The organism is Roseobacter weihaiensis (assembly GCF_020622345.1).
In the GTDB taxonomy this organism is placed as follows: Bacteria; Pseudomonadota; Alphaproteobacteria; order Rhodobacterales; family Rhodobacteraceae; genus Roseobacter; species Roseobacter weihaiensis.
Map to the genome: position 1 here is coordinate 17,924 of NZ_JACNMO010000001.1, position 24,590 is coordinate 42,513.

Sequence of the window (24,590 nt, forward strand, 5' to 3'; positions counted from 1 at the left end):
GGCCTTTTGAGCCTGCACGCCCTAGGCTGTGCCTGACCCCGAACGGAGGCGACTATGGCCGATCAAACATCTGATGTGCTGATTTCCGGTGGCGGGATTGCCGGCCTCACGGCTGCGGCGGCCTTTGGTACCGCCGGGTTTGACGTGATCTGCGTCGACCCCGCGGCCCCGGTGACCGATCAAGAAGACGCCAGGGCAGATATGCGCACCACCGCCATGCTGCAGCCTGCCCGCGATGTTCTGAACGCCGCCGGGCTTTGGGCGCGATTGGAGCCACATGCCTCACCGTTGCAGATCATGCGCATTGTGGATGCAGGCGGATCTGATCCCGAGGCGCGGCTGACCAAGGAATTCAACGCCTCCGATATCTCCGATCTGCCTTTTGGGTGGAACTTGCCGAACTGGCTTTTGCGGCGCGAGATGGTCGCCCGGCTGGACGAGTTGGCCAATGTGGATTTTCGCTCCGGCACCGGAACAACCACGCTCTTTACCCGCGAGCGCGAAGCCCGGGTCGGCCTGACCGACGGCAGCCGGGTCCGCACGCGTCTGGTTGTGGCGGCGGATGGGCGCAATTCCCCCATGCGGCAGGCTGCAGGGATCGAGGTCAGCACCAAGCGCTACGGGCAGAAAGCGCTGGCCTTTGCCGTCACCCATCCGATCCCGCATGAAAACGTCTCTACCGAGATTCACCGCACAGGCGGGCCGTTCACCCTGGTGCCCCTGCCCGACCGGGACGGCCTGCCCTGCTCTGCCATCGTGTGGATGGATGATGGCCCGCTCTCCCAGGCGCGACTGTCTCTGGAGGTAGAAGAATTCGAGGCGGAAATGTCGGTGCGCAGCTGCCACCTCTTTGGCCCCCTGACGCTTGCCTCACACCGATCCATCTGGCCGATCATCAGCCAGAAGGCGGACCGCCTGTCCGGGGAGCGGTTGGCGCTGATCGCCGAGGCGGCTCATGTCGTGCCCCCCATCGGCGCGCAGGGGCTCAACATGAGCCTGGCCGATACCGCCAAGCTGCTTGAGCTGGCACAGGAGCGACCCGAAGGTCTGGGCGACCGCCAGATGCTCGACGCCTACCACAAGGCGCGCTACAACGATGTGTCCCTGCGGGTGCAGGGCATTGACCTGCTGAACCGCGCCAGTCAGGTCAGCACCCCGGCTTTGCGGGATGCCCGCGCGCTGGGGCTGAACGCGCTCTATTCACTGGGCCCGGTGCGGCGCACGCTGATGCAGATGGGGCTAGGCGTCAGATAACCTTGTTGAGCACCCGGCCCAGACGCGCCACGGTGCCGTTCACGTCATAAAGCTTGTCGAGCCCGAAAAGACCAAGACGAAAGGTTCGGAAATCCGCAGGCTCATCGCATTGCAGCGGCACACCTGCGGCAATCTGCATGCCATGGGCCATGAATTTCTTGCCATTCTGGATATCGGGGTCTGCCGTATAGCTCACAACAACGCCCGGCGCGCCATAGCCTTCGGCGGCAACAGAGACAACGCCCTTCTCGGCCAGCAGCGTCCGGACCCGGTCACCAAGCTCCCACTGGGCCTCTTTCAGGCGGTCGAAGCCGTATTCCTCTGTCTCCAGCATCGTGTCCCGGAAGGCCCGCAGCGCATCCGTGGGCATGGTCGCGTGATAGGCATGGCCCCCGTTCTCATAAGCTTTCATGATGCTGTGCCACTTGCCGAGATCAATCGCAAAACTGTCGGACCGGGTATCAGCCAGTCGCGTCTCCGCCCGCGCCGACATCATCACCAGGCCCGCGCAGGGAGAGGCGGACCAGCCTTTCTGCGGCGCTGAAATCAGCACATCAATGCCCAGCTTGCGCATATCCACCCAGGCGCAGCCCGAGGCGATGCAGTCCAGTACCATCAACCCGCCAACCGCGTGCGCGGCTTCCGCCATCGCCGCAATATAGGCGTCGGGCAGGATCACCCCGGCGCTTGTCTCGACATGGGGGGCAAAAACCACATCGGGTTTTTGGGTTTTGATTGCGTCGACAACCTCTTCGATCGGTGTGGGGGCGAAGGGCGACGGGCTGGCATTGCCGGTCTGGCGGGCCTTTAGCACTGTCGTGTTTGCGGTCAGGCCACCGGTCTCGAAAATCTGGCTCCAGCGGTAGGAAAACCAGCCGTTGCGCACCACGAGGACCTCGGCTCCACGGGCAAACTGGCGCGCGACGGCCTCCATCCCGTAGGTACCGCCACCGGGGATCAAGGCCACGGCATCCGCCTTGTAAACCTCCTTCAGCAGGGAGGAGATATCGTTCATGACCTGCTGAAAGGCGATGCTCATGGAGTTCAGCGACCGGTCGGTAAAGACAACCGAAAACTCCTCAAGACCTTCGGGATCAACACTATCGAGCAAAGCAGCCATTTTGTCCTCCTGCGTTCCTTGACCTGTTCCTTAGCCTGTCCTTGAGATCAGAGCAAAGCCTGTGTTGCCGCAGCTTGCCGCGCTAAAGCGGGCCGGGACGCCGTTCTTCGCTGAGCATGACATTGGCCTCCACCTCACCGGCGCCCGGCAGTGTCATGATCCGTCGCCGCAGCACCCGTTCAAAATCAGGCAAGTCCCGCGCCACCACCCGCAGCCGGTAATCATAGAGCCCCAATACATGTTCAACCTGTTGCACCTCGGGGATGGCGCTGACGGCGCGCTCGAAATCCTCCAGGCTGACACGGCCCTTGGTGGCCAGCTTCACCCCCAGAAAGACCGTCACGCCAAACCCCAGGGCTTCGGCGTTGAGCCGCAGTTGCCGTCCGCGCAACACACCGGTTGCTTCGAGCTTGCGGATGCGCCGCCAGGTCGCGGGCTGCGACAGGCCAAGGCGGCGTCCCAACGCGCCTGCACTTTGGCTCGCATCCCGCGCAAGCGCGCGGACCAGGGCCCGGTCAATATCATCCAGATCGGTCACAGCGGCAGCGCCTCATCCGCCTTGATCCGGGCAATCTGCATCAAGGCTTCGATGTCGGCGATATGCGGCAGGGTGAGGATACGGTCCCGGTAGATGTCCTGATAATGCGGCATATCCCGCGCAATGATGTTCAACCGCACGTCAACGCGGCCCAGAAAGGTCTGGATTTCAATCACCTCGGGAACCTCCCGCGCGGCTTCGATAAAATCGTCGAAAGCCCGCGACACCGTCTTGTCGAGCGTGACCCGCAGCGCGACCTCCACCGCATATCCCAGAGCCGCCCAATCCACCACGGCTGCCACACCTTTGATGACACCGTTTTCCTGCATGCGCGCAATCCGGCGGGCTACCTTGCCGGGTGCCACCGCGCACCGCTCCGCCAGTTCTGCCGGGCTGAGGCTGGCGTCAGCCTGCCAATGCCGCAGAATACGGCGATCCAGATCGTCAAGCATTTTTTTTCCAAAAAATCTGCATACTACGAATGATATATTCGAATATATCGCAGAATTCGGAAACCTCCGCAATGCTCATCCTTTTGGGGACACGTAGTATGTCGCCAGTTTCAAACCAACCAAAGGACCGATCAAATGCGCGTATATTACGACCGCGATTGCGATGTGAACCTCATCAAAGACATGAAAGTCGCCATTCTCGGCTATGGCAGCCAGGGCCACGCTCATGCGCTGAACCTGCGTGACAGTGGCGCCAAAAACCTTGTGGTCGCCCTGCGCGAAGGCTCCGCCAGCCAGGCAAAGGCCGAAGGCGAAGGTCTGAAAGTCATGGGGATCGCGGAAGCCGCCGCCTGGGCTGATCTCATCATGTTCACCATGCCCGATGAATTGCAGGCCGAGACCTACAAGAAATATGTGCATGACAACATCCGGGAAGGCGCTGCAATCGCCTTTGCCCACGGGCTGAACGTGCACTTTGGTCTGATCGAGCCCAAAGAGGGCATCGACGTGGTGATGATGGCCCCCAAGGGCCCGGGTCACACGGTGCGCGGCGAATACACCAAGGGCGGCGGCGTCCCCTGCCTCGTGGCGGTCGACAAGGACAGCTCCGGTCGCGCACTTGAAATCGGGCTGAGCTATTGCTCTGCCATCGGCGGTGGTCGCTCCGGGATCATCGAAACCAACTTCCGCGAGGAATGCGAAACCGACCTCTTTGGCGAACAAGCGGTGCTGTGCGGTGGCCTGGTCGAGCTGATCCGCATGGGCTTTGAGACCCTGGTCGAAGCGGGCTACGCGCCCGAGATGGCCTATTTCGAGTGTCTGCACGAGGTGAAACTGATCGTGGATCTGATCTATGAGGGCGGCATCGCCAACATGAACTATTCGATCTCCAATACGGCTGAATACGGCGAATATGTCTCCGGCCCCCGTGTCCTGCCCTATGACGAGACCAAGGCGCGGATGAAGGACATCCTGACCGACATCCAGACCGGCAAATTCGTACGCGACTTCATGCAGGAAAACGCCGTTGGGCAGCCCTTCTTCAAAGGCACACGTCGGATCAACGACGAACACCAGATCGAGGCGACAGGCGAAACCCTGCGCGGCATGATGCCCTGGATTTCTGCTGGCAAAATGGTCGATAAAGCCAAGAACTAAGCTCTTGCACCTAATACCACCGCGTCCCTCCGGCCCCTGCGCCGGAGGCACCTTTTCACGAAAGCCCTTATGACACCCGCCCCCCAGATTACCGCCGCCAGCTGGCTCATGGTCGCCGTTCTGGGCCTGACGTGGGGGGGCACTTTCATGGTGACCGAAATTGCCCTGGAGGGGATCACCCCCTTTTGGCTGGCCGCAGGCCGGATCGGGTTTGCGGCCCTGTTGATGACGGCGATCTGGGGGGCGAACGGGTTTGCTCTGTTCGCCGCCCCGGCCCCGGCCCGTATCTGGCGCGCCGCCATCGTGATCGGTGCCTTGAGCTCTGCTGTTCCGTTTATCCTGCTGGCGTGGGGCCAGCAGTTCGTGACATCCGGGTTTGCCGGGGTATCCATGGCTGCCGTGGCGCTGATCGTGCTGCCGCTCGCGCATTTTCTGGTGCCGGGAGAGCGGCTGACCCCGCGCAAGGCTGTGGGCTTCGTTATCGGGTTCGTCGGGGTCTGCATCCTGATCGGCGGGCAGGCTTTTACCTCCAGCGGGGCCGCGCTTGAGACACCGGGGCGGATTGCCTGCCTTGGGGCGGCCTCTTGCTACGCCATCTCTTCGGTGCTGATGCGCAGGTTGCCCCCTGTCGATACGATCGGTCTGGCGACGGTGCTGTTGCTGATCGGCGCCTGCATCGTCCTGCCTGCGGCCCTGATCGTCGAAGGGCCACCACCGCTTCCGGGCACCAAGACGCTCTGGGTCATTGTTTTCCTGGGGCTGGTGCCCACTGCCGCCGCCAACCTGCTGCGGGTCCGGGTGGTGCGCACGGCGGGGCCGGTGTTTATGACCCTGGTAAACTACCAGGTGCCGGTCTGGTCGGTGGTTCTGGGTGCCGTGTTCCTCGCGGAGCCCTTACCACCCTCATTGCTTTGGGCCATGGCCCTGATCCTCACAGGGGTCGGCCTCAGCCAATACGGCGCACTGACCCGGCTGTTTCGACGGTCCTAGGGCAGCGCGACAGCATCCGCCACCGCCTCGACGACGCTGTCGACCGTCTGTTCAAGCAGAGCGGCATCCTCATGCTCGGCCATGACCCGCACCAGGGGTTCGGTCCCGGATTTACGGATCAGGAGCCGTCCGCGACCCGCCAGAATACGTTCAGCATCTTCGATGGCGGATTTGACCGAGAGGGCGTCAAGCGGTGTCTGGCCGGCCGCAAAGCGGACGTTTTTCAGCACCTGCGGCACAGGCTCGAACCGATGCAGCAAGCTACTCGCAGGGGTGCCGGAGCTTATCATTGCGGCCAGAAATTGCAGGCCCGCCATGAGCCCGTCGCCTGTTGTCGCATAATCCGTCATGACGATGTGGCCCGATTGCTCGCCCCCCAGATTGAACCCGCCACTGCGCATCCGCTCAACCACGTAGCGGTCGCCGACGGCGGTGCGTTCCAGCCGCAGCCCCTTGCCTGCCAGAAAATGCTCAAGCCCCAGGTTCGACATGACGGTGGCCACCAGGGCATCCTTGGCCAGCAGACCGTCAGCGGCCCAACGCTCTGCCATCAGGGCCATGAATTGATCCCCATCGCCGACCTTGCCCTTCTCATCGATCAGGATCACGCGGTCTGCGTCCCCGTCCAGACAAATGCCGACGTCCGCGCCATGGGCCACCACCGCTTCGGCAGCGGTTTGCGGTTGGGTCGATCCGCAGCCTTGGTTGATATTGGTCCCATTGGGGGCGACCCCGACAGGGATGACCGTGGCGCCAAGCTCCCACAATGCCTCGGGTCCGACCCGGTAGGCAGCCCCGTTGGCACAATCGATCACGACCTTGAGCCCCTCCAGCCGCATCTGGCGCGGAAAGGAGGTCTTGAGCCGTTCGATATAGCGGAACCGCCCATCGTCGATGCGTTTGGCACGCCCGATATTGCCTGCCTGCGCAGGGTCGATCCCTTCGGCGATCAGCGCTTCGATATCCTGTTCGACCTCATCGGAGAGCTTGAACCCGTCCGGTCCAAAAAACTTGATCCCGTTGTCCTCGGCCGGATTGTGGCTGGCCGAGATCATGACGCCCAGATCCGCACGCATGGACCGGGTCAACAGCCCCACCGCCGGGGTTGGCACCGGCCCCAGCAGCAGTACGTTCATACCGGTTGAGGTCAGGCCCGCGGTCAAGGCATTTTCAAACATGTAGCCCGAAAGACGCGTGTCCTTGCCAATCACCACCCGGTGCGCGGCAGAGCCGTCGCGGCGAAAATAATGGCCCACGGCAGCCCCGATGCGCAGTGCCATGTCGGCCGTCATGGGGTACTGGTTCGCAGTGCCGCGCACCCCGTCGGTTCCAAAAAGCTTATCCATCCACCTGTCCTGCCACGACCGACTGCCAGAGTGCAATGGCCTGAAGCGTCTCGGGCACGTCATGCACGCGCACAATTTGTGTCCCTTGTTTCAGGGCCGCGAGCGCCACGGCCAGAGACCCGGGCATCCGGGCGGCGGCCTGCTCCGCCCCACCAAGGGTGCCGATGAACCGTTTGCGCGACGCCCCCAGCAGTACCGGCACACCGAGGCTGTGAAACAGCGAGATCCGGGCCAGCAGCGCCAGATTGTGCTCAAGCGTTTTGCCAAAGCCGATGCCGGGATCGACGATGATCCGGTCCCGTGCCAGTCCCAGGCCGATGAGGCTGGCAATCCGGCTTTCCAGAAAGTCATACACGTCCAGCAGCACGTCGTCGTAGGTCGGGGCCTTCTGCATCGTGGCCGGATCTCCTTGCGCATGCATAACGCAGACAGGCGCGGCACGACCTGCACAGAGCGGCGCAAGTGCGGGATCAAAGCTAAAGCCAGAGACATCGTTGACGATCTGCGCCCCTGCCTCCAGCGCTGCCCGCGCCACCGTTGCCTTGCGGGTATCGATGGAGATCGGTGTTGTGATACCTGCCGCGCGGATCGCCGTGATCGCGGGCGCCGTGCGCCGGGTTTCCTCATCCTCGGGGATCAGACGGGCACCGGGCCGAGTGGACTCGCCGCCGATATCGAGGATATCAGCGGCCGCCATGACCTGCGCCCCCGCCAGTGCCGCCGCGACCGAACGGTGTTTGCCGCCATCAGAAAAGCTGTCGGGCGTCACGTTCAGAATACCCATCACCCGCGGCCTTGAAAACGTCAGACCGGTGATCGGCGGGCGTGGTACGGTCAGCCTCTCTATCGCGGCGGCGGGGACGTCCGAGACCGGCACAACCGCCGGTGGCCTGCCCCGTTCCAACACTTCGACATGGCTAAACCATGTCCAGCCCCCCGCGAGGGGTTGCGCGCCCTCTGGCCGTGCGGGTCCGGATTGCGGAAGAGGGCGGAAATACTGCGTCATGGGCTAGAGGGTAGGGCTGTCCGGGCTGATGCAGCGCAGCGGCAGCGACGCATTGGCGGGCAGTTCCGCGCCGATGACCAACATCTCGCCGGCTCCGAAGGTCGACGCAAACCAGGCCGCCAGAGCCACCGCATCGCGCGGCTGGGCCGAGGGGCCATCCACCGCATCCAGCACGATCTTGGAGGGCGCCCAAACGCAGGATTGCCCATTTTTCATGGCCCAATCGAGCTCTGTCCGCGTGGCCACGACAACACAACGGTCATCTTTCGACGCCAGCACCCAGGCGTTCTGCTCAATCGCCAAGAGATCGATCCGACGTTGCGCCATGCGGTGATTGATCTGCGGGGCTGTCGTATCAGAGGCGCCAACACAAAAGATCAGCGGGCGCGCGCCCTTGGTCAGTTGGTCAATCCAACCCGTCAGATGAGGCGATGAAATCGCAGCGTTGCTGAGATAGACCAACTCAGGCTGCAAGGCCTGTTCGTCATCGTCTCGGGGGGGGCTGTGGCTGCCCCGGGCGCGTACGATCTCGACCCCGAGCGCGCCCGGACCCCGGTCCAGCTTTTCGATGCGCACAAAAACGCGCATGGCCTGAGGCTCAACGAGAATACGTTCCGCAACGCGCTCGGCCAGCGTCTCCAGCAGATTGAGGCGTTCATCCGAAAGCTCATAGGCAATCGCTTCTGTGACCCGGTCGTAGCTCAGGATACGGTCGACGTCATCGTCGATGGGCCCGGTGAGGGGCTGGACCTCAACGACCACATTGAAACAGATCCGCTGCGTGACACCACGTTCGGCCTGAAAGGCACCGATCTCAACCTCGACGATATGATCGCGCAGCGAGATGCGGTCCAGCGGCGTGGCCAGTGCCGTGGCTTCGGATCGCTCTGAAGGGTGCGCAAACGCCAGTCTTATCTCGGAACTCATCAGCCAGGCCTTTTTGTCTTGGGCAGTGCCCGCCATCTTAAGCGGTGCACGCCCTTTAACAAGCTCCAGACCGCCGGTCCAAGCCCTGATTGCGTCAGTTGCTGGCCGTCCGCCAGGTGTGACGGTAAAAGATGTGCGTGCCGATGGCGGCGGTCTTGGTGTAGACTTTGCTCCACCGCGGCTTGACCGCCTTGGTGTGATAGTGCGTCGCGCCCTCTGTCAGGTCTGGCGCAACACCGTCCAGCGCGGCTCGCGCCACCTTGGCGACACGTTCAAAGGCGCGCGGCTCGGCAATCACCTCCTTGTGCCCGTCACAGGTATAGGTGAACTGACATTGATATCTCTTGCCGGTGCCCTGGTTGATGACGCCGCAGGCAGACTGCGGAAAACGTTCCGATGTCATACGGTTCAGGATCACTTCGGCCACTGCAAACTGGCCCTTGACCGTTTCGCCGCGCGCCTCGAAGTAGAGCGCCTCCGCCAGGCATTGCCAGTCGTCGCCGCCCGACGCTTCGGGCTGCGCGTCGATCCAGTCTCGCGAAAACTCAACAGGTTGCAAATTCGGTCCCATAAGGCCCGTGTCACGCATGCGCAGAAGCGTTACCGAAACAAGACCGGCTTCCTGATCAGAAAACGACCGCTCGCCGGATGCGAACACCCCTGTTGCCCCAAAAATGCCAAAATTCAGCCCCAGTACAACCGCTAAAGTCTTTTTGCAGAATAAACGCACAACCGCATTCCCCCACCCAGTTTTCAATGAGCGCTCTCTACCGGCTTAAAGCGTTTACGTAAAGTTTACGGGGTCAAAAGTGGTTAATGGGTCAGCTTTTCAGTCCCTTTTCACACCCAATACGCACAACATGTGGTATTTTAAATCCAAAAAACTACTCTATTTTGTCGTTAATCGCAAGCTGTGCGGCAGCTAGTCGCGCTACCGGCACGCGGAAGGGAGAACACGACACATAGTTGAATCCGGCCTCTCTGCAGAAGGCAATCGATTCGGGGTTGCCGCCGTGTTCCCCGCAGATCGACAGCGTGATCCGGGGTTGTGCCGCCCGCCCTCTTTCTGCCCCAATCTGCAACAGCTCGCCAACGCCATCGGTATCGAGCGTATGAAAAGGATCCTCGGGAAAGACGCCTTGCTGCACATAATCAGACATGAAGCGCCCTGCATCATCGCGGGACAAACCATAGGTCATCTGCGTCAGATCATTCGTCCCGAAACTCAGAAATGCACAGTGCGGGGCGATATCTCCGGCCCGGATGGCGGCCCTTGGGGTCTCCACCATGACGCCGAGCTGGTAGTGAAAGTCCTGATCGCGCTCGAGACGCAGGGCGGAGGCGACAGAATCTATCGACGATTTGACCAGTTCAACCTCGCGCCGCGCCGACACCAGAGGGATCATGATCTCAGGCACAACCGGTGCATCCGGGGTGCTGGCATCCAGTGTCGCTTCAAAGATGGCGCGCGCCTGCATCTCGTATATCTCCGGCACCGTGATGCCCAGACGAACACCGCGCAGCCCGAGCATCGGATTGTATTCCGTCATCGCATCGATACGGCGTGTCACATCCGACAGCGGCAGATCAAGCGCGTCTGCCAGATCCCGTTGTCCGGCCCGGTCCGCCGGCAGAAATTCGTGCAATGGCGGATCAAAGAGCCGGATACACACCGGTTTACCCTCCATGATCTGGAAAAGCTGCGTGAAATCGGCCCGCTGCATGGGCAACAGCCGCTCAAGCACCGCGCGCCTGTCTTGCGAGCTTTCGGCAAAAATCATTTCCCGCATGACCGTCAGGCGGCCCGGCTCAAAGAACATGTGCTCCGTGCGGCAAAGACCGATGCCTTCGGCGGCAAAGTTATGCGCTGTCTGAGCATCCGCAGGCGTGTCTGCATTGGCCCGGATCGCAATGTCGCGCGCGGCATCCGCCCACTCCATCAGGGTCTGAAAACTCTCATCCAAGGCCGCCTCACGCATCTGCGGCGCGCCGGCCAGCACCTGGCCGCGGGTCCCGTCGATGGTGATGATTTCGCCCTCAGCAAAGACACGCCCGTCTTGGGCGACAAGCTGCTTGCGGCGGCGGTTGAACCGCATGTTCGAGGCCCCCACAACACAGGGCAGCCCGATACCCCGGCCGATCACGGCGGCATGGCTGGTGATGCCCCCCCGTTCGGTCAGAACGCCCTGGGCGGCATGCATACCCCGGATGTCCTCAGGTGCTGTTTCGCGGCGCACCAGAATGCAGGGCTCCCCGCGGGAGGCACTGGCCTGCGCGTCGGTGGCGGTGAAAACGATCGCCCCGGTGGCCGCCCCCGGACTTGCGGCGATCCCTTTGCCGATCACGTCTCGCTTTGCGTCCGGGCTCACCTGCCGGTGCAGGAGTTCGGTCAGCGTGCGCGGCTCGACCCGCATCAGCGCTTCTTCGCGTGAGATGATCCCCTCTTCGGCAAGCCGCACCGCAATCCGGACAGCCGCCTGACTGGAAAGGGCGACCCGCACCCCATCAAGGATATGCAGCGTGCCGTTTTCAATCGCGAATTCGACCTGCATCTCCGCCCGCAGCTTGACCCGCATCAGCGCGGCATGGTCCTTCAGCGCCTTGAACGCATCAGGCACGAGGTCTTCGAGCGAGGGGCCGCGCGGGTCCCGCCCAAGATACAGCGCGGAGGCGTCGCCCTCCAGCGCGTCACGGCCCTGGCTCTGGCTCAGATACCGTCCGGTGATCTGCGGCAGACCCGTATCGCTGTCAACGAGTTGCAACACGCCCGAGCCGCATTCACCCAGGCCGACCCCCAGGGCCATCTGCTGCACCACGAGGCCAAGCCCCGCATCGGCAGGCGCGCCCTTGGCCTGCCGCAACAGCCGTGCAGAGGTGCCATCCCACGCCCGCGCCATGGACCGCAAGACAGCCGCAAGCTGATCGCCGGGGTCTGCGGGGAACGGTTCTTCCATTTCCGCTTCATAGGCGCGCAGAGAGTCCAGCAAGGCGGCGCGCCCCTTGCGTGGCACATCGTCGAACATATCCGGGTCAAGCCGGGCCACATCCACCGCATAAGACTGCACAAAACGGGTGTAGACGGCGCTGGCGGCCACCTCGCCCAACTCCTGCGCCAAGGCCTCGAACCGGTCCTCGTTCATCCCGATGTTCAGAACGGCCCCCGGCCCGCCCCAATCAGGATCCTCCGACGACGGGCGCACGCAAAGCAGCGATCCCGCTTCGAACTGCGACACGATGGCCTGCATATCGGGCATGTCACCCTTGGCAATTTTCTGCACCGCATCGAAGGAGAGCGCCACCGTCCGCGGCACCGGCAGGTCAAGACGCACCAGCCGTTGCAGGCACTTGGCCCGCCCGCCATGGGTATTGTTTGCGATGGGTGCCTGCGCGGTCACAAGCGTGGTATTCGGGTTATTCTGCACTGCGGCATCCTTTTGGTTCGGATGCAGCATAGGGGTATCCAATGGTGTGACAAGCACTGTCTGGCCCCCTGCCGAGGACAGCCTGCGCCTCAGCCGTCAATCTTTGTGAGGTCCGCAACGGACAGGCAAATCTGGGTAATCCGGCTGAGCAGGTTGAGCCTGTTGCGCCGAATGGTGGGATTGTCCGCATTGACCTGCACGGCCTCAAAAAAGGCATCGATGGGCGCGCGCAGGGTGGCCATGGCTGCCATCGCGGTGGTGAAGTCCTCCGCCTTCATGGCGGGCTGGATCTCCGCCTCCGCCGCGTCGAGAGCCGCAAAGAGGGCGCGTTCCGCATCGGTTTCCGCAAATTTGACATCCGCACCATAGGAATACTCCACCCCATCGGCCTCTTGCGCCTGCCTCAAGATGTTGTTGGCCCGCTTGAAGCCCTGGATCAGGTTTTCCCCGTCTTCGGTGGCCAGCACGTCAGAAAGCGCCCGCGCGCGCTTCACAAGCAGCGTCAGATCGTCATTGCCCGGCATGGCGATGCAGGCGTCGATCACCTCGTGCCGAATGCCCTGATCGCGCAGGTAGGTTTTGAGGCGGTCGTGGAAGAAGGCGAGGAGGTCCGACACTATTTTTGATGACGGTGGAAGGGTTTCTACTTCTTTTCCGTCCTTTTGATTAAAAAAAGCGCCTGCAGCGTAAGCATACTCCCCACGATCAAATTTGGTAGAGAGTTCTGTATATGGCCAGATTACGCGAGGTGCCTCTCCAGTGATTTCATCACGCTTGCCATCGCTCTGCTCAGTCCAAGGACTTACCCATATTGCCTTGTTATTTTCATCCTTAATCAGCACCGCAAATTTGTAGTGCTTGGCTTGTTCGTATAAATTTCGACGCACAGGTTCCAGAAACAAACTGAATAATGTCAACCGAGCGCTGCTGTTAAAAACAATCCGTATCACCCCCAAAGCCGCCCGCCGCAGCGCAAAGGGGTCCTTGCTCCCTGTCGGTTTCTCGTCAATCGCCCAAAACCCCGTCAGTGTGTCGATCTTGTCGGCCAGCGCGACGGCGACAGACACCGGTGCCGTCGGCACGTCATCGGAGGGGCCCAAAGGCGCGTAATGCTCCTCGCAGGCTTGCGGCACTCCGTCGTCGTGGCCTGCGGCCTCAGCATAGTATCGGCCCATCAGACCCTGCAACTCGGGGAACTCATAGACCATTTCCGAGGTGAGATCGGCCTTGGCGATGCGCGCAGCTTCGGCCGCAAGATCGGGCTTGGCACCGACGATGGGCGCAATCTCGCGCGCCAGCGCCTCGATGCGCGCGATCCGCTCGGCCTGAGTGCCCAGCTTGTTGTGAAACGTGACCTGCGTCAGCGACTTGGCCATGCCTTCCAGACCGACCGCACTGATCATACGCAAATCATTGTCCCAGAAGAACTTCGCATCGGCCAGACGGGCGGCAAGGACCTTTTCATTACCCGCCAGAATGGTCGCGCCGTTGTCCGCCGTTTCGCGATTGGCCACGGTGATGAAGCGCTCGATCCGGCCCGTCTTGGGGTTGCGCACCGAAAAGAACTTCTGGTGCTCTTTCATGGAGGTTTGCAACACCTCCGGTGGCAGGTCGAGGAAATCATCGCCAATCCGCCCCATCAGGACCACGGGCCATTCCACCAGCCCTGCCACCTCGGCCAGAAGGCCCTTGTCCTCGACGACTTCCAACCCGGTGGCAAAGGCCTGATTGGTGGCATCATGCCAGATCATATCGGCCCGCTCCGCCGCCTCCAGCACCACGAAAGCGCGTTTCAGCTTGGCCGCGTAGTCATCGAACCCCGTGACGGTAAAGCGGTCAGGGGCCATGAAGCGGTGGCCTGCGGTCGTGTCGCCCGCACTGATCCCCTCCATGGTCAGCGGCACCACTTCGGCCCCGGCCTCATCGCTCAGCAGACAGAGGATGGACTGCAACGGGCGCACCCAGCGTAGCGCGCCCTCGCCCCAGCGCATCGATTTGGGCCAGGGAAAGTTGCGAATGACCCGCTCCAGCACCTCGGCCACGATCTGCGATGCGGGGCGTCCGGTCTTGGTGATCCTGGCAAAGAGCACCCGACCTTTGGGGGTGTCACGCTCTTCCAGCTCCGCGCGGGTCAGGCCCGCCCCCCGCAAAAACCCCTCAATGGCTTTCTCGGGTGCATCCGCACGCGGACCCTTACGTTCTTCCACCGTGGTAGGGCTTTGCGCCAGCAGCCCTTCAACCGTGAGCGTGAGCCGTCGCGGAGTGGAAAACGCCGCCGCCGAGGCATAGGTCAACCCCGCCTCGACCAGGCCCTCTGTCACCAGTTTCCTGAGATCCTCTGCCGCACGTGTTTGCATGCGCGCGGGGATCTCCTCGGAGAAGAGTTCGATCAAAAGGTCAGGCATCAGTTCTCTTCTCTTCCGGGGCATTCTTCGCCGACAATCGTGCCGTCATAGGCCTTTTCGCCGCAATCATTCAACTCATGCCAGACATAACCGCGCCCGTCCTCGGTGATGGCCACAATCCGGTCGACACCGAAATCCACATTCTTTTCGCCCAGAAAGGCGAGCGCCGTGCCGGCCTTGAGCTCTGCCGCGATGGCTTCGGCGTCAAAACAGTCAAACCAGCCGGGGGCGTTGCGGGGCACGGCACGCGCCAGCCCGACATAGGTTTCGCTCAGCATCGCCAGACTGGAGGGGGTGGTGAAACAGGCGCGGAACCGGATCGGAGAGCTCTCGGCATCGATGGCTTCGATGTTCTCGGCCAGAATGCGCACCGGCACGTCTGATCCAAGCGGCATCAACCGCACCTCGGCCGCCTCCGCGGAAACTTCTTCGTAAAAGCCGTAAACCTGCAGATAGTAGAGCGCGCCCCCTGCGAATAACGCCGAAATCATGATAGCCAGCCCAACGATCTTGCCGCTCATGCGGCGCTCTCCGGCTGCCAGCCGCCCGCACGGGTTTGCACGAAGGCATCCGCACAGTGTTTGGCCAGCGTGCGCACCCGCCCGATGTAGGCCTGCCGTTCGGTGACAGAGATCACGCCGCGCGCGTCCAAAAGGTTAAAGAGGTGACTTGCCTTGATGCACTGATCGTAGGCGGGATGCACCATGACGATCCGCTTGCCGGTCTTGGGATCCCGATGCGGAGCGTCGAGAATTTCGCGGCAGTGGGCTTCGGCCTCGTCGAAGTGGCGCAGCAGCACCGACGTATCCGCCGTGTCGAAATTCCAGCGGGCGTATTCCTCTTCAGTCTGCTTGAAGATGTCACCATAGCTCAGCGCAATCGGCGTTTGCGGGTCGTTGAACGGCATGTCCATCACGTGATCGACGCCCAGAATATACATCGCCAGACGTTCCAGACCGTATGTCAGCTCGCCCGAGACCGGGTGGCAATCATGCCCGCCCACCTGCTGGAAATAGGTGAACTGGCTGACCTCCATACCGTCACACCAGACCTCCCAGCCCAGGCCCCAGGCCCCTAGTGTCGGGCTTTCCCAGTCATCCTCGACAAAACGGATATCGTGCAACGCCATGTCGACGCCAATAGCCTCCAGCGAGCCCAGGTAAAGCTCCTGCAAGTCCGGCGGGCTCGGTTTGATGAGCACCTGATACTGATAGTAGTGCTGCAGCCGGTTGGGGTTTTCGCCGTAGCGCCCATCGGTCGGACGCCGCGAAGGCTGCACATAGGCCGCCGCCCAGGGCTGCGTGCCAAGGCTGCGCAGCGTGGTGGCCGGATGAAAGGTGCCGGCTCCCACTTCCATGTCGTAGGGTTGCAGCACGGCACAGCCCTTGCCCGCCCAGTACGTCTGGAGCCTCAGGATGATTTCCTGAAAGGATTTCGGAGCCTGCACGTCGTCGGGCATATACGCAACCTCAAGATAATCTTGCGCGCTCTAGCTACCTGCGCATTCCAGAAGCGTCAATTGCGGCAAGGCGCATAAATTGCCCCGTGGCTTATGGTCAAGCATGTGATTTCCTGTTTATTTGGCGCCGTAACTTGGACCATGGGGATATCGGTTGAAATGAAGCGTCTTGTTTTGCTGTTCTGGGTTCTGTGCAACCTTGTACCTCAGGCGGTTTCCGCACAGACAGCGCGAGAGGTGGTCTGGGTTCAGATCGAGGCCCGCCCGACACTTGAGACGGCACTTGAACGCGTAAAAAGCTATGCCGTGACGTTACCTGACGTAAACGGATTTGCCTTGTCGGGCGGGTGGTATGCCATCGCCCTTGGCCCCTACACGCCCGAAGATGCCCAACAGGTTCTGCGCAGCTACAGGGTGCAAGGTTTGATCCCGAACGACAGCTATATCGCCCTCAGCGCCACCTATGGTCAGCAGTATTTCCCGCCGGATGCCGATGGGCTTGATGGGGGGGCTGTCGCCGCGATCCAGACCCCGTCCGAGCCTGAAAGCCAGGCACCCGCGCCCGACGTGCAGACGGCCCCGACCGCATCCGAGACGGCGGCCCATCCGCAGACGGAGCCGGATACCGAAACACGCGCACAGGCGCAGCGCAGCGAAAGCCTTCTCAGCCGCGCAGAGAAGCGCGCGTTGCAGACGGCGTTGCAGTGGGCCGGTTTCTACAATGCCGCCATTGACGGGGCCTTTGGGCGGGGCACCAGAAATTCGATGGCTGCCTGGCAGGGGGCCAATGGCTATGATCCCACAGGCGTTCTGACAACGCGCCAGCGGGCGGTTTTGATAGGCCAGTACAATGCCGTGCTGGAAGGTCTGGACATGCAGATCGTTCAGGATTTTGACGCCGGCATCGAGGTCAGGCTGCCGACCGCCGTGGTCGCTTTTGAGCGCTACGAGCCCCCCTTTGCCCAGTACAATGCCGCCGGCGATCTGGCCGCACGCGTTCTTTTGATAAGCCAACCCGGCGACCGCACCACGCTGGCCGGGCTTTACGAGGTCATGCAGACCCTGACGATTGTTCCGCTCGACGGGCCCCGGTCCCTTTCGGGAGACAGTTTTACCCTTGTGGGCCGCAATGCCGAGATCGTGAGTGAAACGCAGGTGACGCTCGCCTCCGGCGAGATAAAGGGCTTCACCCTGATCTGGCCCGCCGGAGATGAAGAGCGCCGCAGCCGCGTGCTGCAAGAGATGCAAAACAGTTTCGTGCGGCGCAGCGGTGTGCTTGATCCGGGAGCGGGTGAGACAGCGGATCAGCAAATCGACCTTGTTGCCGGGTTGGAGGTTCGCAAACCCATCCTGTCGCGCTCGGGCTTTTTTGTCGACGCAGCGGGCGCTGTCGTGACCACGTCGGACGCTGTACAAAGCTGTGCGCGGATCACACTGGACGAACGGTATGACGCAATGCTGAGCGGTGTCGACACCGATCGCGGCATTGCCATCCTCAAGCCCAAGCAGACACTGGCTCCGCCGGCTGTCGCGCGCTTTAGCCCCGTGCCGCCCCGGCTCCAGTCGGAAATCGCGGTGGCGGGCTACTCATTTGAAGGCCAGCTGGGTGCGCCCTCCATGACCTTCGGCACGCTGTCCGACCTGAAAGGGCTGCGCGGAGAACCTGACGTGAGCCGCCTCGCGCTGGAAACACTGCCCGGAGACGCAGGGGGTCCGGTGCTGGATCGCAGTGGCAACGTTTTGGGGATGCTGTTGCCCCGCGTCGAGGGCACGCGCCAGTTGCCCGAAGAGGTCCGCTTTGCCCTCACGGGTGAGGCGATCTCAAGTGTCATGGTGCAGGCGGGGCTGTCCCTCAGCGAGGGCGTGGAAACCGCCAGCCTTGACCCTGAGGATATCACCGACCGCGGCATTGGCATGACCGTGTTGGTCAGCTGCTGGGAATAGTTTTTCCCTAAATTCACCTAAAATCGGGTGCAAAGATCGGGCGGTTCCGCTGCCGGTGTTTGCACTGCCTTAAGACCTCTACTCCATCTTCCTCCTCGTGTGGGGACGCACCTTTACTTGGTTCAAAAATGGAGTGGAACTAATGAAATTCGTTATCGCCATGACCTTGGTATGTGCGTTCGCCATGCCCGTCGTCGGACAGACAACAAGCAACGGTCAAAGTGCAAAGCTGATCACTTACAGCTCTCCTATGTTGCCGCCGGACAACTACAAAGGCCAGTGGTGGACGTCGCCGCAGGCGTGCGAGTATTCGCGCGCGGGACGCCCGGGCGAAACCGTCTGGTATCTGATCTCGAATACAGCGCATGCAAAATGCCCCGTCCGTCTGATCCAGCGCGCCTATTCGGACTACAACTGAGCGTCAGGTCGCAATACCCGGTGTGATGTGAATCAGTGTGGGGCCATCGGTCTCGAAAGCTGCCATCACGCTTGCTTGCAGGGCCTCAAGGGTCTGCGGGGCCGCTGAACAGGCCCCGAACGCCTCTGCCAGCTTGCAGAAATCAGGGTTGTGCGCGACCACCGCATTCGGCGCGATCTGAGCGCGAACCATGCTGTCTTCGATTTCTTTGAGCTTGCCGTTGTCCCAAAGCAGGATCGGCAAGCTGAGACCTAACTCGACTGCAACGCCAAGTTCCTGCATTGTGTAGTGAAAGCCATAATCCCCTATGATGGCCATTGTCGGCTTGCCGCGCCGGGCGACAGCCCCGCCGATTGCGGCCGGCGTTGCATAACCCAGCGTTCCGAACCCAAAGGGATGGTGCCAATGCCCGGCCCGGTCCATATCCCAGACCTCCTTGGCGGCATAGGCGAACTGCGTCATGTCAGAGTAAATCATCGTATCGACGGGTAAAACCGCGCGCAGGGCATCACAGACCGGGACAATGCCGGGCCGCTCCGCATCGATCTCTGCAAGCCATCGGGCACGGGTCGCCGCAACATCCTGCGCGCGCCATTCGGTCTGGGGCAGATGCCCCTCCAACCCATCGCAGACCGCTTGCATCACCTCCGACCCGTCAGCCACGATCTGCATATCGCCCTTCTGCCGCTGGCCGGTCATCTGTGCGGGGTCGATGTCCACCCGGATCATCGGACAGTCGTGCCCCGGTGTCCTGCGCCACAGGTCCACTTCTGCCAGTTCGGAGCCAACCACAATCAGCAGGTCAGCGCACGCCAAAACCTGCGCAGACTCGCTGCGCGCCAACATCGAACCGTAATACAAGGCGTGATCGGTCGGGATGATCCCGCGCCCGGCGTAGGTGCAAAACACCGCCGCCCCCGCCCGCGCCGCCAACTTGCCATAGAGGGAGGCGCCGGGCACCGCGCCACCGCCGAGGATTATCAGCGGGCGCTTTGCGGATTTCAAAGCATCCAGGATATCCGGCACGGTTTGGGCCTCTCGGATGCCGTGACCCAGAACGGCCGGGGGCAGCCGCGCCGGGGGCGGCGGTGCCTGCGCCTCCAGCTGCGAAATCGGCACCTGAATATATTTGGGCCGCGCCCGCATGGTGCTGAATTCGGTGAAAGCGCGATCAATCAGATGATAGGCTGCGGCAGCCGATTGCGCCTCCTCGGCCCAATCGGCAACGCTCGCGGCAGCGGCACGCTGATCTTTCATCTGGTGCAGCTGACCTTTTTGGGCCGCGACCTCGTCAAGACAGGAGGCAATCACCAGCATCGGGGCTGAATCCGAATAGGCCTGCCCCATTGGGGTCAGGATATTGCACACCCCCGGACCAGTGATGACATAGGCCACACCGGGTTTGCCCGTGGCACGGGCGTAGCCATCCGCCATGAAACCCGCGCCCTGCTCATGGCGCGCCAGCACATGGGTTATCCCGGCCTCCTCAATCCCGCGGTACATTTCCTGATTGTGGACCCCCGGGATGCCAAAGATCACCTCAACACCCCGGTCCTTCAGCATGTGTGAGATTTGGGCGCCAAGCGGTCGTTGCATATCAGTCTCTCCAAAAAGACACGGTAAGCATGGCATAGACCGCCAGCAGTTCCAGACGCCCCAACAGCATGCCAAGCGACAACAGCCATTTGGCCGTATCGTTCAGGCCCCCGAAATTACCCGCCGGGCCGATCTCATCCCCGAGCCCCGGCCCGACGTTGGATAAAGCCGTGGCAGCCCCGGAGAGCGAGGTGATGAAATCGAGCCCCGTGAGACTGAGGGCGACCGCCAAAAGCCCCAGGGTGAGCACGAAGAACATGAAAAACGACATCACCGAGCTTAGCACCTCTTCGTCAACGGGCCGCTTGTCGTAGCGCACCACGAAAACACCGTTCGGGCTGCGGATCTTGCCCAGCTGCATCCGGATCGAGGCGAAAAGCAACTGGTAGCGGAAGATCTTGATCGAACAGCTGGTCGAGCCCGCACATCCGCCAATCAACCCGACGAAAAACAGCGTGGAGACCAGAAAGGGACCCCACCCCATATAGTCCACCGATGAAAACCCCGTGCCTGTCATGATCGAGGTGACGTTGAACAGCGCCTCGCGCAGTGAGCGTTCAACACCCTGTGGGAAAGCCTGTGTCAACACCACGGTCATCACCCCGACGAGGACCGCAAGGGTGGCTATGAAAACACGTACCTGACTGTCCCGAAAAAGCGGTTCATTCTGGCCGTTCAGCATCTGAACGTATCTCACAAAGGGCAGTGCCGCGAGGATCATGAAGAGCGTGGCGACATACTCCATGTTGCCCGAAAAGGTCCCAAAGGAGGCATCGTAATTCGCAAAACCGCCCGTGGACACTGTCGTGAGGGCATGCACGGTGGCGTCGAAAGCGTTCATGCCCAGGGCCAGGTAGCACAGCGCGCAAGCCATTGTCAGACCAAGATAAATGCTGGAGATCTGGCTGGCAATCTGTGTCGCCCGCGGCAGGATCTTACCCATTGTGTCAAAGGATTCCGATTTGAATATCTGCATGCCCCCCACCCGCAGTTCCGGCAGGAAAACCATCGCCACAACGATGATACCGATGCCGCCCAGCCATTGCAGGATGCCGCGCCACAGCAACAGCCCCTTGGGCAACTCTTCAAGACCGCTCAGCACTGTTGATCCGGTCGTTGTAAGGCCCGACATAGCCTCAAAAAAGGCGTCGACAAACCGCGCTTCGGTCTCGCCAAGTACAAAAGGGATCGCGCCAAAGAGCGGCAGGGCGACCCAGACACCTGTCGTCAGAATAAAGGTCTGCTGGATGGTCAGCCCTTCCTTGACCCCGTTCGAACAGGCGACGGCGATCAGACCGCCAGAAAGGATCGTGAAAAGCGCCGATTGTAGAAAAACCGGCCAATGATCGCGCCCTTCGGCGATGTCGATCAACATCGGCAGGATCATGGCCGCCCCCAGCACAGCCACCAGCAATCCGATCACATATCCGACGGGGCGCAAGTCCAACATATGCGCAGGGTTGGCGCGCCCGGCAGGTGGTGTCAAGCGCTCCGCCACCCGCTTTCAGGATGGGGCTCCCTTAAACGTCCAGCATATCGCGAAAAACGTAGCGTACGATGTCTTCGCGCCGAATACCGAGCGCGGCAAGTTCTTGGTCGGACTTGTCCTGCAGCTGTTCGGCCAGCTTCACGCGCCGGTTTGCGCTGGCGGCGGCGATCATCGCCCTGCCGAACGTCGCAAAGAGCGCTTTGATCCCAGCCAGCAAGCGGTGCGGCAGAGCATCTGCCGGTGTGGAATGTGTGTCATGATAGGCCATTTTGGTCCCTTTCACGTCTATCGGGTCATTTGTCTTGACCCAAATATAAGAGGGACCATGTCGATGAGAATTGCTGCTTTTGCATAGCCGCTGCCCGCTGCACTTCAGCAAGGTCGGGAACCCGTCTGGCCGGGGCGGGTTCTTGATTTAGGATCAGGCCTTTAGCCGACGTGAAACAGCGTGTTGAAGAGTTTAGGGTCGAGGCTCTCGGCCTTGAACGTCTCGCCTTCGACAAGAATGCTGACAGCGTCATGGCTGTGCAGGCTTTCCTGGTGGCTGGCGATGATACGGAAATCAGCGATACGCACATCTGCCTGCAACTGCTGGCAAAACAGCCGGGCGGCATCCTCGACAAAGATCGGATTGGCGGCGTTCAATTCGGCAAAGGCCTGTTCATCCTCACGCTTGACCATCACTTGTGTTTCGGTCGGTACAGCGCGGCGGCACGCCTCTATGAGGTCCTCAAACCACAAACAGCCTGCGTCCTTTTCCACCTCGACGGAAATGCGCGCGACGGAGCGTTGAGAATGTGGCGTGGCAAGCTGCCCGCGCGTGGCGCGCGCGTGCTCCGACAGCTCTAGCGAACAGGGGCAGGTCGAAGAATACACATAGTCAAGGTGCAGTATCTTTTTACGCACCCCGGACTGATTGATCAGCTCAAGGGCGATGTCGTAATACTGATACCCCGACAGACCCGACCGCAGGCTCTCCACCTTCATCGGAAAGCTGAAACGCATCTGGATGCGTGCGTCAACGCTCTCCAGATCGTTGATATAGTCATCAAGCGCAGCCTCGATCACCTCAAAGCTGAAGGTGGCTTCGGCATGTTTGTAAAAGCTGCGCATGATCCGGGACATATTGATGCCCTTCTTGTCCGCCTCCAGACTGACGGAGCCCATTACGGACGTCTCGAGCGTCATGTCCCCAGCGTCCCGGGTGTGAAAGCGGATCGGCAGGCGGAAATTGGAGATGCCCACATGCTGGATCTGTTGCTTTGAGCCGCGGATCAGGCTCGACGGCCCGTTCTGAAGGTCCGGCAATGTAGCTTTGTAATCGTCGTCGGCGGCAAATCCTTCGGGATAGTCGCGCGACAATGCAGGATAGTCCACACCCTCCAGTCCCGGCACGAGCCGGGCAACCGACGGGTCAAGCTCGTGGATTTCAGTTGGTGTTGCCCCTTTGGCCCACTGCCGCAGCACATCCAGAGCTGCTTGCGCTTCTTCCCTGTCGGGGGTGAGATCAAGGCCGGGTGTGTGGATATTCATCGCTAAGTCCCTCGTGACGACGTCTGGAACGACTACATAGGGCCGCATTTTTATACTGCCAATTATACTCGCATATACGTCACATTTTATACAGAGGATCAGATTTTAACAGGTTGCTTGGCAAGGGGAATTAATCTACCCGCGCGTCATATCGCCGAGAATCTTTTTATGCCTGCGACAACGCCTGCAGCACGTCCGCCGCCAGATCATCGGCGTCTTCGATCCCCACGCTCATCCTCACAAGGCCGGGCGTGATCCCCAAAGCATCTTTCTGGTCCTGAGGCAACCGCTGGTGCGTAGTGGTGGCGGGATGGGTCAGAATGGTTTTGGCATCCCCCAGATTGTTTGAAATCACCCCCACCTCAATGGCGTTGAGAAAGCGAAATGCGGCCTCTTTCCCGCCCTTGAGGTCGAGGGACAGCACCGTCCCGCCCTGCCCCATCTGCCGTTGCACCAGATCGTGCTGAGGGTGGTCAGCATGGCCGGGGTAGATCACCTTGTGCAGCTTGTCATGCCCGGTCAGCGCCTCCGCCAGCGTGCTGGCATTTGTGGTCTGCGCCCGGACCCGCAGATCCAGCGTCTCCAGTCCCTTGAGCATGACCCAGGCCGTGAAGGGGCTCATCGATCCGCCGGTGTGTTTCATATAGGGTTCGACCGTTTTGCGGATGAACGCTTGCGTCCCGAGGATGACGCCACCCAGTGCACGACCCTGCCCATCGATGTGCTTGGTGGCGGAATAGATCACGACGTCAGCCCCCTGCGACAGGGCCCTGGACCAGACCGGTGTGGCAAAGACGTTGTCCACGACCACCATCGCCCCTTTGGCGTGCGCGAGCTGGGCCACGGCCGCGATATCCACCACCTGAAGCGTCGGGTTCGAGATCGATTCAAAAAAGACCGCCGCCGTGTCCTCGCGAATGGCCGCCTCCCATTGCGACAGATCCGTGCCGTCCACGAAGGTCACCTCAACACCGTAGCGGGTCAGGATTTCTTCCAACACGTAAAGGCAGGAGCCGAACAGCGCGCGGGCGGAAACCACATGGTCCCCTGCCTTCAGCATCGCGCTGAGCGCGCCCGACACCGCCGCCATGCCGGAAGCGGTGGCAAAGGCGTCCTCCGCCCCTTCAAGGGCTGCGATGCGCTCTTCGAACATCGCAACCGTCGGGTTGCCGTAGCGCGCATAGATAAACTCATCCGGGCCTGCCTCGATAAAGCGTGCCTCGGCCTGTTCAGCGCTGTCATAGACAAACCCTTGGGTCAGGAAGATCGCTTCGGACACTTCGCCGTATTGGCTGCGGCGGGTGCCTGCATGAACAGCGCGCGTGCGCGGGCTCAGGTCTTTGGTCATTGTCTTTCTCTCTCCTGCCCTATCGGGCATAAAAAAAACCCCAGACGCGGTCAAAGCGACGGGGTTCCCTCATCGAGTGACCTTTTAGCGGGATGTTTAACGTGGCCCGCAATCCGGTATCAAATCGCCACGAGAGCGTCCTAGAATAAAGGGTGTTGCACGTCAACACCGTCACGATGCTGTAA

At 61.4% G+C, this 24,590-nt stretch carries 21 protein-coding genes and 1 riboswitch; of the genes, 5 read left to right on the forward strand and 16 right to left on the reverse strand.

What is annotated here, in order from left to right; genetic code table 11:
* The first annotated feature begins 54 nt into the window (after window positions 1-54).
* On the forward strand, window positions 55-1,254 hold the full coding sequence (locus H7847_RS00120) for a UbiH/UbiF family hydroxylase (protein WP_227267356.1): 1,200 nt from the start codon (window positions 55-57) through the stop codon (window positions 1,252-1,254).
* Here H7847_RS00120 and H7847_RS00125 read toward each other — a convergent pair.
* The 3 genes from H7847_RS00125 to H7847_RS00135 all read right to left on the reverse strand — a co-directional run bounded on the left by H7847_RS00125 (window position 1,247) and on the right by H7847_RS00135 (window position 3,364).
* Window positions 1,247-2,374: an aminotransferase class V-fold PLP-dependent enzyme gene (locus H7847_RS00125; RefSeq protein ID WP_227267357.1), complete on the reverse strand. Its 1,128-nt coding sequence runs from the start codon at window positions 2,372-2,374 to the stop codon at window positions 1,247-1,249. The two genes, H7847_RS00120 and H7847_RS00125, sit on opposite strands and share 8 nt — an antisense overlap.
* Window positions 2,375-2,456: 82 nt before the next feature.
* On the reverse strand, window positions 2,457-2,912 hold the full coding sequence (locus tag H7847_RS00130) for an Lrp/AsnC family transcriptional regulator (protein ID WP_227267358.1): 456 nt from the start codon (window positions 2,910-2,912) through the stop codon (window positions 2,457-2,459).
* Window positions 2,909-3,364, reverse strand: a complete 456-nt coding sequence (locus tag H7847_RS00135; RefSeq protein WP_227267359.1) for an Lrp/AsnC family transcriptional regulator — start codon at window positions 3,362-3,364, stop codon at window positions 2,909-2,911. The genes H7847_RS00130 and H7847_RS00135 overlap by 4 nt, the downstream gene beginning before the upstream one ends.
* A gap of 135 nt (window positions 3,365-3,499) precedes the next feature.
* On the opposite strand from H7847_RS00135, the gene ilvC reads away from it, so the two are divergent.
* On the forward strand, window positions 3,500-4,522 hold the full coding sequence (ilvC, locus tag H7847_RS00140; RefSeq protein ID WP_406675949.1) for a ketol-acid reductoisomerase: 1,023 nt from the start codon (window positions 3,500-3,502) through the stop codon (window positions 4,520-4,522).
* Between the two features lie 69 nt (window positions 4,523-4,591).
* A complete protein-coding gene (locus tag H7847_RS00145; protein WP_227267360.1) occupies window positions 4,592-5,512 on the forward strand; it encodes a DMT family transporter in 921 nt (306 codons plus the stop codon).
* Here the strand turns inward: H7847_RS00145 and glmM are convergent.
* From glmM to H7847_RS00185, 8 genes are all read right to left on the reverse strand, one after another.
* On the reverse strand, window positions 5,509-6,858 hold the full coding sequence (gene glmM, locus H7847_RS00150; protein ID WP_227267361.1) for a phosphoglucosamine mutase: 1,350 nt from the start codon (window positions 6,856-6,858) through the stop codon (window positions 5,509-5,511). The two genes, H7847_RS00145 and glmM, sit on opposite strands and share 4 nt — an antisense overlap.
* Window positions 6,851-7,864 (reverse strand): dihydropteroate synthase, encoded by a 1,014-nt coding sequence (gene folP, locus H7847_RS00155; protein WP_227267362.1) that lies wholly within the window; start codon window positions 7,862-7,864, stop codon window positions 6,851-6,853. Before folP ends, glmM begins: the two co-directional genes overlap by 8 nt.
* A 3-nt stretch (window positions 7,865-7,867) precedes the next feature.
* Complete coding sequence (locus tag H7847_RS00160) at window positions 7,868-8,791, reverse strand: dihydroneopterin aldolase (protein ID WP_227267363.1); 924 nt, start codon at window positions 8,789-8,791, stop codon at window positions 7,868-7,870.
* A gap of 94 nt (window positions 8,792-8,885) precedes the next feature.
* Window positions 8,886-9,449 carry a cell wall hydrolase gene (locus H7847_RS00165; RefSeq protein WP_227267364.1) on the reverse strand — a complete coding sequence of 188 codons (564 nt, stop codon included), beginning with the start codon at window positions 9,447-9,449 and terminating at the stop codon, window positions 8,886-8,888.
* Between the two features lie 226 nt (window positions 9,450-9,675).
* Window positions 9,676-12,243, reverse strand: coding sequence for a putative PEP-binding protein (locus tag H7847_RS00170; protein ID WP_227267365.1), 2,568 nt, complete (start codon window positions 12,241-12,243; stop codon window positions 9,676-9,678).
* Between the two features lie 59 nt (window positions 12,244-12,302).
* Window positions 12,303-14,618 (reverse strand): glycine--tRNA ligase subunit beta, encoded by a 2,316-nt coding sequence (glyS, locus tag H7847_RS00175; RefSeq protein WP_227267366.1) that lies wholly within the window; start codon window positions 14,616-14,618, stop codon window positions 12,303-12,305.
* Entirely contained in the window at window positions 14,618-15,139 is a 522-nt protein-coding gene (locus H7847_RS00180; RefSeq protein WP_227267367.1) for a DUF6446 family protein, read from the reverse strand. Before H7847_RS00180 ends, glyS begins: the two co-directional genes overlap by 1 nt.
* Window positions 15,136-16,077, reverse strand: a complete 942-nt coding sequence (locus tag H7847_RS00185) for a glycine--tRNA ligase subunit alpha (protein ID WP_227267368.1) — start codon at window positions 16,075-16,077, stop codon at window positions 15,136-15,138. The genes H7847_RS00180 and H7847_RS00185 overlap by 4 nt, the downstream gene beginning before the upstream one ends.
* 159 nt (window positions 16,078-16,236) lie before the next feature.
* On the opposite strand from H7847_RS00185, the gene H7847_RS00190 reads away from it, so the two are divergent.
* Window positions 16,237-18,021 carry a serine protease gene (locus H7847_RS00190; RefSeq protein ID WP_227267369.1) on the forward strand — a complete coding sequence of 595 codons (1,785 nt, stop codon included), beginning with the start codon at window positions 16,237-16,239 and terminating at the stop codon, window positions 18,019-18,021.
* A gap of 142 nt (window positions 18,022-18,163) precedes the next feature.
* Window positions 18,164-18,439: a hypothetical protein gene (locus H7847_RS00195; protein ID WP_227267370.1), complete on the forward strand. Its 276-nt coding sequence runs from the start codon at window positions 18,164-18,166 to the stop codon at window positions 18,437-18,439.
* Window positions 18,440-18,442: 3 nt separating this feature from the next.
* Here the strand turns inward: H7847_RS00195 and H7847_RS00200 are convergent, their stop codons facing one another.
* The 5 genes from H7847_RS00200 to metZ form a co-directional block, all read right to left on the reverse strand.
* A complete protein-coding gene (locus H7847_RS00200) occupies window positions 18,443-20,035 on the reverse strand; it encodes a thiamine pyrophosphate-binding protein (RefSeq protein ID WP_227267371.1) in 1,593 nt (530 codons plus the stop codon).
* 1 nt (window position 20,036) lies between these two features.
* Entirely contained in the window at window positions 20,037-21,485 is a 1,449-nt protein-coding gene (locus H7847_RS00205) for a TrkH family potassium uptake protein (RefSeq protein WP_227267744.1), read from the reverse strand.
* A 70-nt stretch (window positions 21,486-21,555) separates the two neighbouring features.
* Entirely contained in the window at window positions 21,556-21,792 is a 237-nt protein-coding gene (locus H7847_RS00210) for a DUF1127 domain-containing protein (protein ID WP_227267372.1), read from the reverse strand.
* 161 nt (window positions 21,793-21,953) lie between these two features.
* Window positions 21,954-23,057: a GTP cyclohydrolase FolE2 gene (gene folE2 / locus H7847_RS00215; protein ID WP_227267373.1), complete on the reverse strand. Its 1,104-nt coding sequence runs from the start codon at window positions 23,055-23,057 to the stop codon at window positions 21,954-21,956.
* A gap of 166 nt (window positions 23,058-23,223) precedes the next feature.
* Window positions 23,224-24,405 (reverse strand): O-succinylhomoserine sulfhydrylase, encoded by a 1,182-nt coding sequence (gene metZ / locus H7847_RS00220; RefSeq protein WP_227267374.1) that lies wholly within the window; start codon window positions 24,403-24,405, stop codon window positions 23,224-23,226.
* A 64-nt stretch (window positions 24,406-24,469) separates the two neighbouring features.
* Window positions 24,470-24,546, reverse strand: a riboswitch (SAM riboswitch).
* Window positions 24,547-24,590: the final 44 nt, after the last annotated feature.